The following is a 14344-nucleotide window of genomic DNA, read 5'->3' as shown; positions in this document are numbered from 1 at the left end:
TCAGCGGAAGAATTCACCGGGTGTCGCCTCGAATTGCTGGCGAAACGCATTGATAAACGCCGACGTCGACTCATAACCACACCCCAGCGCCACATCCGTGACCCGCTCGCCTTGCTCCAGGGCGGGCAGGGCGCTCAATAAGCGCAGGCGCTGGCGCCAGGCGCGGAACGTCAGCCCGGTGTCGCTCAAGAACAACCGACTGAGGGTCTTCTCGCTCACCCCCAGTTTCTGGCTCCACTGGCCCAAGGTCGTTTGCTGCTCCGGGTGCGCACTCAGGCTGCGATAGATCGGGCGCAAACGTGGGTCCAGCGGCAGTGGCAGCATCAGGTCGACGTGCGGCGCCGCCGCCAGCTGGTCCAGCACCACCTGGGCCAGGCGCCCGTCCGGCCCGTCCTCGGCATATTCCACCGGCAGTTCGCTGAAACTGCGGATCAACTCGCGCAGCAGGCTGCTTACCGCCAGCACATGACAGCGCTCGGCCGCCCAGGTGGTGACGCTGCAATCCAGGTACAGGCTGCGCATTTCGGTGTGGGGCGAGCTGAACACGCGGTGCGGTACACCGGCTGGAATCCACACCGCGCGCTGGGGCGGTGCGACGAAGCGGCCGACGCTGGTCTGGATCTCCAGCACCCCGGAAATTGCGTAGGACAATTGCACCCACGGGTGACTGTGCCGGCGGGTCAGGGCGCGGTTGGGCAGCGATTCGGTGCGCCCATACACCGGCCGTGGCAGGCTGGAAAGCCCGGGCACGCTACGGCGCACAGTGTTGGCATGTCCTTTGGGCGGCATTTGTTGGCTCATTGGCGTTAGTCGGTAACAAGCCGTTACGTTAGAGTCGCGATGACGCTCTTGGCAACCCCCGGAAGATCCTGCTTATGACTCGCCCCCGTTTCCTGCCTGACAACTTCACCCTGACCCTGATCGCCACGGTGATTCTCGCTTCCCTGCTGCCCGCCAGCGGCCAGACCGCCGTGGCCTTCGGTTGGGTCACCAACCTGGCCATCGCGCTGCTGTTTTTCCTGCACGGCGCCAAGCTGTCGCGCCAGGCTATCGTGGCCGGCGCCGGGCACTGGCGCCTGCATTTGCTGGTGTTCAGCCTGACCTTCGTGCTGTTCCCGCTGCTGGGCCTGGCGCTCAAGCCGGTGCTGTCGCCGCTGATCGGTAAAGACCTGTACATGGGCATGCTCTACCTGTGCGCCTTGCCGGCCACGGTGCAATCGGCGATTGCCTTTACATCGCTGGCGCGGGGCAATATCCCGGCGGCGATCTGCAGCGCGGCGGCGTCCAGCCTGTTCGGCATCTTCCTTACACCGTTGCTGGTGACGCTGCTGCTCAATGTGCACGGCGACGGCGGCTCGACGGTCGACGCCATCCTGAAAATCAGCGTGCAATTGCTGCTGCCGTTTATCGCCGGGCAGATCGCCCGCCGCTGGATTGGTGAGTGGGTCGGGCGCAACAAGTCCTGGCTGAAGTTCGTCGATCAGGGCTCGATCCTGCTGGTGGTCTATGGCGCATTCAGCGAAGCGGTGAATGAAGGTATCTGGCACCAGATCCCGCTATGGGAACTGGGCGGCCTGGTGGTGGCGTGCTGCGTGTTGCTGGGCCTGGTGCTGGTGGCGTCCACGGTGCTTGGCAAGGCGTTCGGTTTCAACCAGGAAGACCGCATCACTATCCTGTTCTGCGGTTCGAAAAAGAGCCTGGCCACCGGTGTGCCGATGGCCCAAGTATTGTTCGCCGGAGCGAGCATGGGTGTGCTGATCCTGCCGCTGATGCTGTTCCACCAGATCCAGTTGATGGTCTGCGCGGCGTTGGCCCAGCGTTATGCGAATCGGCCGGAGTCGATTCCGGAATTGATGGGGCAGGTGGACCCGTAACTTTTCTTTCAGACACCGACGAATAACCTCAAGTAAACGCCGGGCCAGACGACTTACTTCTTAACAGCCCAAGAAGGAGCGTCGACATGAACGTTTTACGTTTGTCACTGGTTAGCGGTGTTCTTGCGGTATGGACGGGGGCATGCCTGGCGGCATCTTCCGGTGTCATTCAATTTCACGGCAGCATCGTCGAGCCCGGTTGTAACCCCAGTACGTCGGGCGGCGCGACAGTGGAGTTCAATGGATGCCCGCAAGCGCTGCGTGGCAGCCAGTTCGAGGCACAGTCGGTGCGCAGTGTGACCGCGCTGGGCAATGCGGCGGTCAACGTCAAGTTGGTGGCCGACAGCCCCAACGGGCGCTATTTCGACCAGCGGTATGTGCTGGTGGATGCCCTCGGCAAGCCGGTTCAGTCGGGGGCCTACGTGGTCACCATGACGGCACCCTGACCCGGTTGAGGTCATTTTGAGCGGGATGAGCGTCAACAGTCGGGCCGCAAACCTATAGAATGCTCGGCGGCGGCGCTTGTTCCGGGTGGCCGCTCGCTCACCGCCCCCGCTTGATCACAGCCAGAGTACCGCGCCGTTTCATGAGTATTTCAGCCGCAACGCCCCAAGCCAATTGGCAACCGGTCTTCGCTCTCGCGTTGGCCGCGTTTGTGTTCAATACCACCGAATTCGTGCCCGTCGGGCTGCTCAGTGCCATCGGCGCCAGTTTCGACATGCCGGTGTCCAGCGTCGGGCTGATGCTCACCATCTATGCCTGGATCGTGTCCCTGACCTCGCTGCCGGTGATGCTGCTGACCCGCAACGTGGAGCGGCGCAAGTTGCTGATCGTGCTGTTCGGCCTGTTTATCGCCAGTCACATCCTTTCCAGTGTCGCCACCAGTTTCGGCATCCTGATGCTCAGTCGCATCGGCATTGCCCTGTCCCATGCGCTGTTCTGGTCGATCACCGCGTCCCTCGCGGTACGCCTGGCGCCAGCAGGCAAGCAGGTGCAAGCCCTCGGCCTGCTGGCTACTGGCACTTCCCTGGCGATGGTGCTGGGTATTCCGTTGGGCCGCTTGCTGGGCGAGGCCATGGGCTGGCGCACCACGTTCCTGGTGATCGGCGCGTTCGCCGCTGCGCTGGTGTTCTGGCTGGCGCGCACCTTGCCGTTGTTGCCGAGCCAGAACTCCGGCTCGTTGCGCAGCCTGCCGCTGCTGTTCAAGCGCCCGGCGCTGGTGGCGCTGTATGTGTTGACCGCGATGACGGTCACTGCGCAATTCACCGCCTACAGCTACATCGAACCCTTCGTCGAAGGCGTGGCCGGCATGAGCGGCAGCGCGGTGACCCTGATCCTGCTGGTGTTCGGCGGTGCGGGCATCATCGGCTCGCTGCTGTTCAGCCTGGTGCACCGTTTCAACCCGCACCTGTTCGTGGTGGGCGCGGTGTTCATCCTGAGCGCCTGCCTGGCGTTGCTGCTGCCCTTGAGCGGTGCCGAGTCTTACCTGGTGGTGCTGAGCGTTTTCTGGGGCATGGCGATCATGGGCTTTGGCCTGGCCATGCAATCCAAGGTGCTGGTGCTGGCACCCGACGCCACCGACGTGGCCATGGCGATGTTCTCCGGCATCTACAACATCGGCATTGGCGGCGGCGCGCTGATGGGCAGTTGGGTCGGCAGCCAGTTCGGCTTCGCCTGGATCGGCGCGGCCGGTGGGTTGCTGGCGGCGGTAGCGTTGATCGGTTACTGCCTGGCGATCAGGACATTTGGGCAGGGCGTTGTAAGCCGTTAAAACCAGACAAGTCTTACAGGACCTATTGATACCCATTGCTACCGTCGCCCCGGACCGCCCACCTCCCGTGGTGACGGCACTTGAGCAGCAATGGAGTTGATTGTGCAAAAACGTTTGACTGCAGAGTTCATCGGTACGTTTTGGCTGACCTTCGGCGGCTGTGGCAGCGCCATCCTGGCGGCTGCGTTCCCCGGGTTGGGCATTGGTTTTGTGGGCGTTTCCCTGGCGTTTGGGCTTACGGTGTTGACCATGGCCTATGCGCTGGGCGGTATTTCCGGCGGGCATTTCAACCCGGCGGTGACCATCGGCCTGTGGGTGGGGCGCCGTATCGAGGGCGCTGATGTGCTGCCGTACATCGTGGCGCAGGTTGCGGGGGCGATTACGGCCGCTGCCGCGTTGTTCCTGATTGCCAATGGGCAGCCGAATTTCGCGGTGGGTGGTTTCGCCGCCAACGGCTATGGTCCGCTCAGCCCCGGTCATTTCGACATGAAGTCCGCGTTGCTGGCCGAACTGATCGCCACGTTTTTCTTCGTCTTCATCATCCTGCGCGTGACCGCACCCGGCGCAGTGCCTGGCTTTGCCCCGATTGCCATTGGCTTGGCGCTGACCTTGATTCACCTGGTCCTGATCCCTGTGACCAATACCTCGGTCAACCCGGCGCGCAGCACCGGGCCGGCGTTGTTTGCCGGGGTGGATTACCTGGCACAGCTTTGGCTGTTCTGGCTGGCGCCGATGGTGGGCGGGGTGATGGGCGCGGTAGCGGCACGATCAATGGATGAATGCCGCAAAAAAATGCCCGCCTGAATTGCGGCGGTGGGCGCCCCGCAGGCCTTGGTTTTTCAAGGCTTCCAGGTCTGCACATCCCTGGCATCCACCGCCTTGGGCAACAAGCCCGCCTTGAAGAACGCATCGGCGATCTTCTGCTGTTCGCCCAACTGATCGAGCGTCACCGGCTGCACCTGATAACTGCGGTGCGCATTGGCCGCTTCAACCGTCGCCACATCCAGGTTGCCCCACAACGGCCCCAGCACCTTGGCGGCATCCTGCGGGTGGTTTTTCACCCATTGCCCGGTCTTTTCCAACTGCTCGTACACCACCTTCAATACTTGCGGGTGCGCCTTGGCGTACGGCGTACCGGTCAGGTAGTAACGCTTGTAGCTGGCCAGCCCTGCGCCGTCCGCCAGGGTGCGTGTGGGCAGTTGGCGCTGCACGCTGGTGAGGAAGGGTTCCCAGGTGACCCAGGCGTCCATCTTGTTGTTCTCGAACGCCGCGCGACCGTCGGCGGGTGACAGGTAGGCCGGTTCGATATCCGAAAAGGCCAGCCCCGCCTTGGCCAGTGCGGCGATCAACAAATAGTGGGTGCCGGCGGCCTTGGTCACGGCGATCTTCTTGCCCTTGAGGTCCGCCAGGTTCTGGATCGGCGAGTCCTTGCGTACCACGATGGCCTGGGCCGAAGGCGAGGGCGCTTCCTGGGCGAAGTAGGTGAGTTTGGCCTGGGCCGCCTGGGCGAAGATCGGCACGGTGTCGGCCACGTCGGCGCTGATGTCCACATTGCCCACGTTCAGTGCTTCCAGCAGCGGCAGGCCGCTGGGGAACTCGTGCCAGCTCACGTCGATGTTGTCGGCCTTGAGGGCTTTTTCCAGGGTGCCCTGGGTTTTCAGCAGGGTGATCAGGGTCGAGGACTTCTGGTAACCGATGCGCACGGTTTCCTGGGCCTGCGCGCTGATCGCAACGGAAAAAGCCAGCAACCCGAGGACTGCGGCGAAGGGGCGACGTAGGGACATGGTGGGCTCGATCTCTGACGAAATAGTCCTGAGCTTAAAGTTCTAAAAACTATTCGTTAAATACTCTTTAGATCTGAGCTTAGGACGCTTTGCCTGCCCGCCTATGAATTGGGCATAACCATAGAATTATAAGATTCTTTCATCATTCCTAATCATTAATATAATCGAATCAACTTCACTGCCAGGCCTTACGCGCTTTTTTGGCATAAGCAGCGCCCTCCCTTTCTTCCACGCCAAGGCCTCCCATGACGTTCAAAAAACTAGTCGTCGCCGCCAGCCTGCTGTTCGCCGCCACGGCGGCCCAGGCCGAGCAAACCCTGGACATCAGTTACCAGCGCTCATCCACCCTGTGGATCCTGCTCAAGCAAAATGGCCAGTTGGAACAGCGCCTCAAGCCCCTGGGTTTCACGGTGAACTGGCACGAGTTCAGCACCGGCCTGCTCAGCTCGCTGAACGCCGGCAGTGTCGACCTGCACGCTGATGTGGCCGACGCTTTCGCGTTGTTCACCCAGGCCGCCGACGCACCGCTGACCTATTACGCCCAGGAAAACGCATCGCCGGGCGCCCAGGCGATCATCGTCCAGGGCACGTCGCCGATCCACAGCATCGCCGACCTCAAGGGCAAGACGGTTGCCGTGTCCAAGGGTTCGGGCAGCAACTACCTGCTGATCTCGGCCCTGAAAAAGGCCGGCCTGACGCTGGCCGATATCACCCCGCGTTACCTGGAAGCACCGGATGGCGGCGCGGCGTTCGCCAATGGCAGTGTCGACGCGTGGGTGATCTGGGACCCGTTCCTCGCCACCCAACAGCTGGATCACCACGTACGGGTGATCGCCGACGGCAAGAACGGCCTGGCCGACTACAACCGTTTCTACCTGGCGACGACAAAGTTCGCCAAGGCCCACCCGGACGTGTTACAGGTGACCTTCGACACCCTGCGCGAGACCGGCCAATGGGTGAAGGCTCATCCCAAGGAAGCCGCCGCCATCCTTGGTCCGCTGTGGGGCAATATCGCCCCGGCCACGGTGGAGCGCGCCAATAGCCGCCGCAGCTACGACATCATCCCGGTCAAGCTGGACCACCTCGCCGAGCAACAGCGCATCGCCGACACCTACTATGCCGCCAGGCTGATCCCCAAGGCGTTGAAGATCAACGACATCAACGTGTGGACGCCCAAGCCATGAGCCGCCAGATCCATTTATCCGCGTTCCTGCTGAGTGGGCCGGTCGTGCACAGCCATGCGGTGTGGCGCCACCCGCAAACCGTCGGCAATTACCTCGACCCCGAGTACTACGCGCGCGTGGCCAAGGTGGTGGAGGAGGGGTTGTTCGACTTCCTGTTCTTCGCCGACCGCCTGGCCGTAGGCGACCAGATGGGCGGCTCGCGCGAGTTGGCCTTGCGCTACGGCGCCCAGGACGCCACGCGCCTGGACCCGTTGCCGATCCTCTCTTATCTGGTTGGCAAGACCAGCAAGCTGGGCCTGGGCGCAACGCGGTCCACCACCTATTACGAACCGGCACACATCGCCCGGGAGTTCGCCACCCTCGACCACCTGTCCAAGGGCCGCGCGGCGTGGAATATCGTCACCTCGATGAACGACAGCGAAGGGCGCCTGTTCGGCAAGGACAAGCACCTGGAGCACGACCTGCGCTATGACCGCGCCGATGAGTTTGTCGAAGTCGCGTTGAAACTGTGGAACAGCTGGGGCCAGGACGCGCTGAAACTGGACCGCGAAAGCGGCGTACTGGCGGACCCTGGATTGATCCGTTCGGTGCAGCACCAGGGCGAATGGTTCAGGGTTGAAGGCCCGCTGAATATCCCGCGCACGCCCCAGGGCCGACCGGTGCTGATCCAGGCCGGTTCTTCCGGGCGTGGTCGGCGCTTCGGTGCGCGTTGGGCCGAGGCGATTTTCACCATTCACCCGCACTTGGCGGCCATGCGTGCGTTCCGCGATGACGTGCGTACCCAGGTGGTGCAGCAGGGGCGTGACGCCGACAGTTGCAAAGTGCTCACGGCGGTGATGCCGTTCATTGGCGGCAGCGAGGCCGAGGCCCGTGCCAAGCGCGACCAGCACAATGCATTGGCTCGTCCGGAATTGGGGCTGGTGACGTTGGCTTCGCAGTTGAATGTGGACCTGTCGCCATTCCCGCTCTCGGCGACGCTGGCCGAGATCGCCCAGTCGCCGCTGATCCACCCGGCGGCGGCTGAAAAGCTGTTGATGCAAGGCCCGCAAACCACCTTGGAGCAACTCGGGCGCATCTTCGCCAGCAGCGTACGTGTGCCGCAGCTCGTGGGCACCGGCGCGCAGATTGCCGACCAGTTGGCCGAGCTGTTCGAGCAGGGCGGTTGCGATGGGTTTGTGATCTCTCCGGGGTATCTACCGGGCTCGTTCACTGAATTTGTCGAGAGCGTGATTCCGCATTTGCAGCGCAAGGGGCTGTTCCGCACCGCGTATGAAGGGGCGACGTTGCGTGAGCATTTGGGCCTGGCTGATCTGAACAGTTGACTGTGTAGCGTGGCGAACAGGCTTGTTGTAGTGAGCGGGCTTGCCCCGCGCTGGGGCGCGAAGCGGCCCTGAAACGGTCATCGCGGTTTGCCTGGGAGAACGCGGTGCTTTTATTGGGGCTGCTTCGCAGCCCAGCGCGGGGCAAGCCCGCTCACCACAACAGGTCCGTCGACCGGGGGCGCGGCACGTTCAGTTCAGCGCAATCGTCGCCGGCGCCAGCGAGCTCAAGGCCCCGGCGCGGTCCGCCAGGTAACGCGCCGGCGGCTGGCCCACGGTCTTGCGGAACATGGTGATAAAGCCGCTGGCGTTCTCATAGCCCAGGTCCAGGGCCACGCGCTGCACACTCTCACCCCTGGCCAGGCGTTGCAGCGACAGGATCACATGCAACTGCCGACGCCAACGGCCAAAACTCAGGCCCAGTTCCTCCAGCAGCAGGCGCGTCATGCTGCGTTCGCTCATGCCGATGCGCACCGCCCATTGGCTAAGGGTGGACTTGTCCGCCGGTTCAGCCAGCAGGCTGTCGGCCAGGCGACGCAGGCGCGGGTCCTGGGGCATGGGCAGGTGCAGGGCTTCAACCGGCGCGATGGCCAACTCGTCCAGCAAGGTACTGATCAAACGGCCCTGGGCGCCGTGCTCGTCATACAGTTGCGGGAAGCTCACTGCCTTGCTGATCAGCTCATGCAGCAGGGCCGACACCGCCAGCGTGCAGCATTGCCGGGGCAGGGCGCAGGCGGCATCGGGGTCGATCAACAGGCAATAGACTTCCGCAGCGCCAGCCCCCCGTGCCGCGTGGGGCGTTCCGCCGGGAATCCACAGCGCGCATTGCGGCGGCACGATCCAGATACCGGCCTCAATCTCGCAATGGATGACCCCGCGCAAGGTGTACATCAGTTGGCCTTTGCGATGGGCATGCTGGGTATGTTCCCAGGTATCCGACGTGGCGGTGGCCCCTACGGCCACTACGGCGCGGGGGAATACGTCGGCGTCCCTGGACAGCGACGGGTCGTGCATTTCCAGGCGATGGTGCTTCATGGTGGGTATCGCAGGTTGGCTGAATTGCGAAACAGTCTGGCTATTCTGTGCAATGCCGTCCAGTGGTCTGGCCCTTATAGTGAGATCAATTCTCAACAAGGAGCTCGGCCATGCGACTCGACAGTTCAACATTCCCAGTGGTGAAAATCGTCTTTGATGCGCCCAATGAAGGCGGGCCGGAGGATGCCTTCGCCGTGTTCGAAAGCCTGCTGGCCCGCCAGCAACCGTTCCTGCTGCTGCACGAAAAATCCGTGGACGAGAACAATCACGAACACTCCCATGAGGAGCGCAAGCAAGCGTCGATCTGGATGAAGAAAAACAAACAGGCGCTGCATACCTACGTCAAAGGCATGATCCAGGTCGAGCCCAGTGCCGCGCAGCGCCTGGCGCTCAAGCCGTTTGCCGCGATGTTCGGCAAGGCCTGGGGTTATCCGTTGCTGGTGGTGGAATCCCGGGACCGGGCCTGGGCACTGGCGCGGGATGTGCTGGATGAGCGGGTGTCGGATGTGGCGCACTTTTGAGCGAGGGCGACCGGATTGTGGCGAGGATATCGGGCATTTCAGGTATCCTCCGCGCCCCGCTTACCACCGATTCAAAGACAGATGACTGGACAAGACATGCAGGCGCTGCTGGAGTCGATCCTCGACGAAGTGCGCCCCCTGATCGGCCTCGGCAAAGTCGCCGATTACATCCCGGCATTGGCCGATGTGCCTGCCAACCAATTGGGCATCGCCGTGTACGGGAACGACGGCTCGGCCTACTGCGCCGGAGACGCTGACACGCTGTTCTCGGTGCAGAGCATTTCCAAGGTGTTCAGCCTGGTGCAGGCCATCGACCATGGTGGCGAAACCATCTGGGAACGCCTGGGCCATGAGCCTTCCGGGCAGCCGTTCAACTCCATGGTGCAACTGGAATTCGAACGTGGCCGCCCGCGTAATCCGTTCATCAACGCCGGTGCGCTGGTGATCTGCGACATCAACCAATCGCGCTTCGCCGTGCCGATTTTGTCGATGCGCGATTTCGTGCGGCGCCTGTCGGGCAACCCGCAGATCCTGGTCAACAGCGTCGTCGCTGAATCCGAGGCTCAGCACGGCGCCCGCAACGCGGCCATGGCCTACCTGATGAAATCCTTTGGCAACTTCCACAACGACGTGGACGCGGTGCTGCACAGCTACTTCAACTACTGCGCCTTGCAGATGAGCTGCCTGGATTTGGCCAAGGCATTCAGCTTCCTGGCCAACGAGGGCACGAGTGCCCACAGTGGCGAACAGATTTTAACGGCGCGCCAGACCAAGCAGGTCAACTCGATCATGGCCACCAGCGGGCTGTACGACGAGGCAGGCAATTTTGCCTATCGCGTGGGGTTGCCGGGCAAGAGCGGGGTGGGCGGCGGGATTGTCGCGGTGGTGCCGGGGCAATTTACGGTGTGCGTGTGGTCGCCGGAGTTGAATACGGCGGGGAACTCGCTGGCGGGGATGAAGGCATTGGAATTGTTGAGTGAGCGGATTGGGTGGTCGGTGTTTTGAGGGCGCGCCCCGTTCATGGGAGCGACCGCCGTTGGCGATTGAGAATATTGATCGCTTTACGTGTGCAATAGGTTCTCCCGGAAAAGGAGATCCAGTGTGGGAGCTGGCTTGCCTGCGATGGCGGTACATCAGCCAGCACATCCAGCGGCTGACACACCGCTGTCGCGGGCAAGCCCACTCTCACATGGGGAGTGGTGTGAGTGAGGGCTCTGTTCAGCTGATGTTGAGCCGATCCAGCAAGCTATACCACGCCACCCCCGCGCCAATGTAAAACCGCTGCAACCCATGCATCGGCAAGCGCTGCAACGGCGTCACCGGGTAGGCGAACTCCGCCTGGCTGTCACACAACCGCCCCGCCAATTGCTGGCCCAGGCTGGTACACAGCGCGATGCCACGACCATTGCAGCCCAGTGCCAATGTCAGCCCCGGTGCGGGCTGGTGCACATGGGGCATGAAGTCCCGCGTGATTGCGATGCGGCCCGCCCAGCGATACTCGAAGTCCAGCGGCCCCAACTGCGGAAACAGCAACGCCAGCGAGCGTTCCAGGTGGGCAAAATCCGTGGGTGACGTGGGGTCGTTGAACAGCCCGCGTCCGCCCATCAGCAAGCGGCCATGGCTGTCTTTGCGAAAGTACAGCAGCAGCCGTTGTGCGGTGGAGACGGTTTCCTGGCCCGGCAAGATGCTGTCCGCTGCGCGCCCACTCAAGGGTTTGGTGGCGACGATAAAACTGTTCGCCGCGAGGATACTCTGCGCCATGCCTGGCCACAGGTTGCCGCTGTAGCCGTTGGTGGCCAACACCACTTGATCGGCCGTGACCTGTGCACCGCCCCCCGTCTGCAATTGCCAGCCGCAACCCTGGCGCTGCAACCCGGTCACCGCGCTTTGCCCATGAATCCACACGCCCGCCGCCAACGCCGCACCCACCAAGCCACGGGCATACGCCAACGGCTGAATCGCCCCGGCGCGACCGTCCAGCCAGCCACCGGCAAATGCGTCACTACCCATGCGTGAAGCCACCGCTGCGGCATCCAGGCGCTGCACCGGCACGCCGCGCCGGGCCCATTGATCTGCCCGTGCGTGCAGCCCGGCGACGCCTTTTTCGCTGTACGACACCTGCATCCAGCCTTTACGTACCGGCGCGCAGTCGATGCGGTGTTTTTCGATCAGCTTGAACACCAGGTCGGCCGAGTTCGATACAGCCGAGATCAACGGTTCGGCACGCTCCGGTCCGTACATCTGCACCAGTTGCTGCGGGTCGTATTTGAGCGTCGGGTTGACTTGCCCACCGTTGCGTCCGGATGCGCCCCAGCCCGGCTCGTTGGCCTCCAGTACGCACACGCTGACGCCGCGCTCGGCCAAATGCAGCGCCGTCGACAAGCCGGTATACCCGGCACCGACAATCGCCACGTCCACCTTCAGCGACTCGCTCAACGCAGGCGTCGGCACCACAGACGGAGCCGTGGCTGACCACAAAGACTTCATGACAGGCTCCGCGTGTTGCCGGTGGGGTGCAGCACGCGCCGCAGGAAGTCCTGGGTCCGCGCATGCTGCGGGTTGCCCAGCACCTGTTCGGCGGGCCCGCTTTCGACGATGTAGCCGCCATGCAGGAAGCACACGCGGTCGGCCACTTCCCGTGCAAAGCCCATTTCGTGAGTGACCACGATCATGGTCATGCCCTCATCGGCCAGGGTGCGCATCACCGCCAGCACATCACCGACCAGTTCCGGGTCGAGCGCCGAGGTGGGCTCGTCGAATAACATGGCTTCAGGTTTCATCGCCAGGGCGCGGGCGATGGCCACGCGTTGTTGCTGGCCGCCGGAGAGCTGCTCCGGGTAGGCGTCGGCCTTGGCACTCAGGCCGACTTTTTCCAGCAGTACCAGGGCTTCTGCGCGGGCCTGCTGGGGCGGTTCGCCTTTGACGTACACCGGGCCTTCCATCACGTTTTCCAGCACGCTGCGATGGGGGAACAGGTTGAAGCGCTGGAACACCATGCCCATGCGGCTGCGCAGGGCGTGCACGGTCTTGCTGCCGCGCTGCACGGTTTCGCCGAACACGTTGATGTGCCCGCCGTCATAGGCTTCCAGCGCGTTGATGCAGCGCAGCAAGGTGGATTTGCCCGAGCCCGAGGGGCCGATCAGGCACACCACTTCGCCCTTGGCCACGTCCAGGTCGACGCCGTGCAGCACGCGGTGGCTGCCGTAGTGTTTTTGCAGTTGGCGAATCTCGATCATGCTTTTTTCCTCCGGCCCAGGTGCTGTTCCATGCGACGCAGGCCATACACCAGCGGCAGGCTCATCAGCAGGTAGAGCAGGGCGACCAGGGTGTAGACCGTCATGTTCTGGAAGGTCGACGAGGCAATCAGTTGGCCCTGGCGGGTCATCTCGGCGACGGTGATGGTGGACACCAAGGAGGAGTCCTTGAGCATCATCACCAGGGTGTTGCCATACGGCGGCAGCGCGATGCGAAACGCCTGCGGCAGGATCACCCGGCGCATCATCAGCGCCGAGCGCATGCCCAGTGCTTCGGCGGCTTCACGCTGGCCCTGCTCGACGGCAATGATGCCGGTGCGGAAGTTCTCGGCCTGGTACGCCGAGTAGGCGATGCCCATGCCGATCACGCCCGCGTAGAACGCGGTGAGGTGCACGCCCATGTCCGGCAGCACGAAGTAGATGTAGAACAACTGCACGATGATCGGCAGGCCACGGATCACATTGATGATGGTGCTCGCCGCCCACGACAGCGCACGGATCGGCGACAGCTTGAGCAACGCCAGCACCAGTCCGATGGCGCTGCTGAGCAGGAACGACAGCACGGTGATCTGGATCGTCACCCACGCGCCTTGCAGCAGAATCGGCAAAAAGTCCTGGGCGTTTTGCAGGAACTCCGCCGGGTTCATGGGCGCACCTGGGTATCGAGGCCCCACTTCTTGAGGATGTTGTCGAGGGTGCCGTCCGCCTTGATGCTGGCGATCGCGCTGTTCAGGCGCTCCAGGGTTTGCGCGTCACCCTTGCGCACCACCAGGCACACTTCGCCGACATTGGTGGGTTTGTAGTCCGGCGCCAGTTTTACGCCTTTGAACAGTTTTTGGCGGATCTGGTAGGCCACCACCGGCTGGTCACCCACGGCGGCCTTGATACGGCCCAGGGACAGGTCGCGGACCATCTCGCCGATGGAGTCGTAGGTGCGGATCTCCTTGAAGATGCCGAGCTTGTTCAACTGGTCATAGAAGACAGTGCCGGCCTGCACGCCGACCACTTGGTCCTTGAGAGGCATGAGGTCAGGGTAGGCGGTGTTGTCGTCGGCGTTGATGATCAGGCCTTCACCGTAGGCATACACCGGGGCGCTGAAGTCGACGACCTTAGTACGTTCTTCGGTCTTGAGCATGCCGGCGGAAATGAAGTCGAGCTTGCCGGACGTGAGGGAGGGGATCAGCGCGGCGAAGTTGGTCTGCTCGATCTGGCTGGTGAAACCACCGGCCTTGCTCACGGCCTCTGCCACATCGACCATCACGCCTTGGATGCTGTTGCTCTTGATGTCGAGGAAGGTAAACGGCGAACCACTGGCCGTTGCACCGACTTTGTACGAGGACGCACTTTCTGCGTGCACCGCTGTGACGCAGAGCGTGGCGCAAATACCGAAGGCGAGGCGGCGAAACAAGGGCGAAAGACTGTTCATCGGGTTACTCCAGTAGGAAAACGGAAAGTCAGTACCGCAAGCGGCTGCCGATGAAATCGCAAGCTATGTGCCATTTCGATCAATAAGAATCGTATAGCGCTATAGAAAATAGACAAAATGAACCATTCGTATCGATATGCGATATTTAATGGTCTATTTCTGTGATTTGGAGTAGA

15 protein-coding genes are annotated in these 14344 nt (G+C 62.7%); 8 read left to right on the top strand and 7 right to left on the bottom strand.

The window, feature by feature from the left end; genetic code table 11:
* Complete coding sequence (locus BLR69_RS08790) at positions 1 to 789, bottom strand: AraC family transcriptional regulator (protein ID WP_071493331.1); 789 nt, start codon at positions 787 to 789, stop codon at positions 1 to 3.
* An 86-nt stretch (positions 790 to 875) separates the two neighbouring features.
* On the opposite strand from BLR69_RS08790, the gene BLR69_RS08785 reads away from it, so the two are divergent.
* From BLR69_RS08785 to aqpZ, 4 genes are all read left to right on the top strand, one after another.
* A complete protein-coding gene (locus BLR69_RS08785; RefSeq protein ID WP_058424017.1) occupies positions 876 to 1874 on the top strand; it encodes a bile acid:sodium symporter family protein in 999 nt (332 codons plus the stop codon).
* Positions 1875 to 1960: 86 nt separating this feature from the next.
* Positions 1961 to 2320, top strand: a complete 360-nt coding sequence (locus BLR69_RS08780; protein WP_071493330.1) for a hypothetical protein — start codon at positions 1961 to 1963, stop codon at positions 2318 to 2320.
* A 140-nt stretch (positions 2321 to 2460) separates the two neighbouring features.
* Positions 2461 to 3645 carry a sugar transporter gene (locus tag BLR69_RS08775; RefSeq protein ID WP_071493329.1) on the top strand — a complete coding sequence of 395 codons (1185 nt, stop codon included), beginning with the start codon at positions 2461 to 2463 and terminating at the stop codon, positions 3643 to 3645.
* Between the two features lie 90 nt (positions 3646 to 3735).
* Entirely contained in the window at positions 3736 to 4449 is a 714-nt protein-coding gene (aqpZ, locus tag BLR69_RS08770) for an aquaporin Z (protein ID WP_071493328.1), read from the top strand.
* A gap of 35 nt (positions 4450 to 4484) precedes the next feature.
* Here the strand turns inward: aqpZ and BLR69_RS08765 are convergent, their stop codons facing one another.
* The gene (locus BLR69_RS08765; RefSeq protein ID WP_071493327.1) at positions 4485 to 5429 is read right to left on the bottom strand and encodes an aliphatic sulfonate ABC transporter substrate-binding protein; all 945 of its coding nucleotides are present in this window, start codon (positions 5427 to 5429) and stop codon (positions 4485 to 4487) included.
* Between the two features lie 245 nt (positions 5430 to 5674).
* Here BLR69_RS08765 and BLR69_RS08760 point away from each other — a divergent pair, with 245 nt between their 5' ends.
* Positions 5675 to 6613, top strand: a complete 939-nt coding sequence (locus BLR69_RS08760) for an aliphatic sulfonate ABC transporter substrate-binding protein (protein ID WP_071493326.1) — start codon at positions 5675 to 5677, stop codon at positions 6611 to 6613.
* Positions 6610 to 7935 carry an LLM class flavin-dependent oxidoreductase gene (locus BLR69_RS08755; RefSeq protein ID WP_071493325.1) on the top strand — a complete coding sequence of 442 codons (1326 nt, stop codon included), beginning with the start codon at positions 6610 to 6612 and terminating at the stop codon, positions 7933 to 7935. The genes BLR69_RS08760 and BLR69_RS08755 overlap by 4 nt, the downstream gene beginning before the upstream one ends.
* 189 nt (positions 7936 to 8124) lie before the next feature.
* Here BLR69_RS08755 and BLR69_RS08750 read toward each other — a convergent pair whose 3' ends face one another.
* Entirely contained in the window at positions 8125 to 8967 is an 843-nt protein-coding gene (locus tag BLR69_RS08750) for an AraC family transcriptional regulator (RefSeq protein ID WP_071493324.1), read from the bottom strand.
* A gap of 110 nt (positions 8968 to 9077) precedes the next feature.
* Between BLR69_RS08750 and BLR69_RS08745 the strand changes: the two genes are divergently transcribed.
* Together BLR69_RS08745 and glsB are read left to right on the top strand one after the other, a co-directional pair.
* Positions 9078 to 9488, top strand: coding sequence for a hypothetical protein (locus BLR69_RS08745; RefSeq protein WP_071491762.1), 411 nt, complete (start codon positions 9078 to 9080; stop codon positions 9486 to 9488).
* A 96-nt stretch (positions 9489 to 9584) separates the two neighbouring features.
* Positions 9585 to 10493, top strand: coding sequence for a glutaminase B (gene glsB, locus BLR69_RS08740; RefSeq protein WP_071491761.1), 909 nt, complete (start codon positions 9585 to 9587; stop codon positions 10491 to 10493).
* 213 nt (positions 10494 to 10706) lie between these two features.
* Here the strand turns inward: glsB and BLR69_RS08735 are convergent, their stop codons facing one another.
* The 4 genes from BLR69_RS08735 to BLR69_RS08720 are packed head-to-tail and all read right to left on the bottom strand — an operon-like array spanning position 10707 to position 14168.
* On the bottom strand, positions 10707 to 11975 hold the full coding sequence (locus BLR69_RS08735) for an NAD(P)/FAD-dependent oxidoreductase (protein WP_071493323.1): 1269 nt from the start codon (positions 11973 to 11975) through the stop codon (positions 10707 to 10709).
* Positions 11972 to 12724, bottom strand: coding sequence for an amino acid ABC transporter ATP-binding protein (locus BLR69_RS08730; protein ID WP_071493322.1), 753 nt, complete (start codon positions 12722 to 12724; stop codon positions 11972 to 11974). Before BLR69_RS08730 ends, BLR69_RS08735 begins: the two co-directional genes overlap by 4 nt.
* Positions 12721 to 13389 (bottom strand): amino acid ABC transporter permease, encoded by a 669-nt coding sequence (locus BLR69_RS08725; protein ID WP_016977168.1) that lies wholly within the window; start codon positions 13387 to 13389, stop codon positions 12721 to 12723. The genes BLR69_RS08730 and BLR69_RS08725 overlap by 4 nt, the downstream gene beginning before the upstream one ends.
* A complete protein-coding gene (locus tag BLR69_RS08720; protein ID WP_071493321.1) occupies positions 13386 to 14168 on the bottom strand; it encodes an ABC transporter substrate-binding protein in 783 nt (260 codons plus the stop codon). Before BLR69_RS08720 ends, BLR69_RS08725 begins: the two co-directional genes overlap by 4 nt.
* Between the last annotated feature and the right edge of the window lie 176 nt (positions 14169 to 14344).

This window comes from Pseudomonas azotoformans, from assembly GCF_900103345.1.
Taxonomy (GTDB): Bacteria; Pseudomonadota; Gammaproteobacteria; order Pseudomonadales; family Pseudomonadaceae; genus Aquipseudomonas; species Aquipseudomonas azotoformans.
This window is presented reverse-complemented; position numbering and strand designations above follow the sequence as displayed.

Coding starts and splice junctions, on each gene's coding strand:
- BLR69_RS08785 (WP_058424017.1), top strand. CDS start 876: ATGACTCGCCCCCGTTTCCTGCCTGACAACTTCACCCTGACCCTGATC.
- BLR69_RS08755 (WP_071493325.1), top strand. CDS start 6,610: ATGAGCCGCCAGATCCATTTATCCGCGTTCCTGCTGAGTGGGCCGGTC.
- BLR69_RS08730 (WP_071493322.1), bottom strand. CDS start 12,724: ATGATCGAGATTCGCCAACTGCAAAAACACTACGGCAGCCACCGCGTG.
- BLR69_RS08745 (WP_071491762.1), top strand. CDS start 9,078: ATGCGACTCGACAGTTCAACATTCCCAGTGGTGAAAATCGTCTTTGAT.
- BLR69_RS08750 (WP_071493324.1), bottom strand. CDS start 8,967: ATGAAGCACCATCGCCTGGAAATGCACGACCCGTCGCTGTCCAGGGAC.
- BLR69_RS08790 (WP_071493331.1), bottom strand. CDS start 789: ATGCCGCCCAAAGGACATGCCAACACTGTGCGCCGTAGCGTGCCCGGG.
- BLR69_RS08780 (WP_071493330.1), top strand. CDS start 1,961: ATGAACGTTTTACGTTTGTCACTGGTTAGCGGTGTTCTTGCGGTATGG.
- BLR69_RS08765 (WP_071493327.1), bottom strand. CDS start 5,429: ATGTCCCTACGTCGCCCCTTCGCCGCAGTCCTCGGGTTGCTGGCTTTT.
- BLR69_RS08720 (WP_071493321.1), bottom strand. CDS start 14,168: ATGAACAGTCTTTCGCCCTTGTTTCGCCGCCTCGCCTTCGGTATTTGC.
- BLR69_RS08775 (WP_071493329.1), top strand. CDS start 2,461: ATGAGTATTTCAGCCGCAACGCCCCAAGCCAATTGGCAACCGGTCTTC.
- BLR69_RS08760 (WP_071493326.1), top strand. CDS start 5,675: ATGACGTTCAAAAAACTAGTCGTCGCCGCCAGCCTGCTGTTCGCCGCC.
- glsB (WP_071491761.1), top strand. CDS start 9,585: ATGCAGGCGCTGCTGGAGTCGATCCTCGACGAAGTGCGCCCCCTGATC.
- BLR69_RS08725 (WP_016977168.1), bottom strand. CDS start 13,389: ATGAACCCGGCGGAGTTCCTGCAAAACGCCCAGGACTTTTTGCCGATT.
- aqpZ (WP_071493328.1), top strand. CDS start 3,736: ATGGAGTTGATTGTGCAAAAACGTTTGACTGCAGAGTTCATCGGTACG.
- BLR69_RS08735 (WP_071493323.1), bottom strand. CDS start 11,975: ATGAAGTCTTTGTGGTCAGCCACGGCTCCGTCTGTGGTGCCGACGCCT.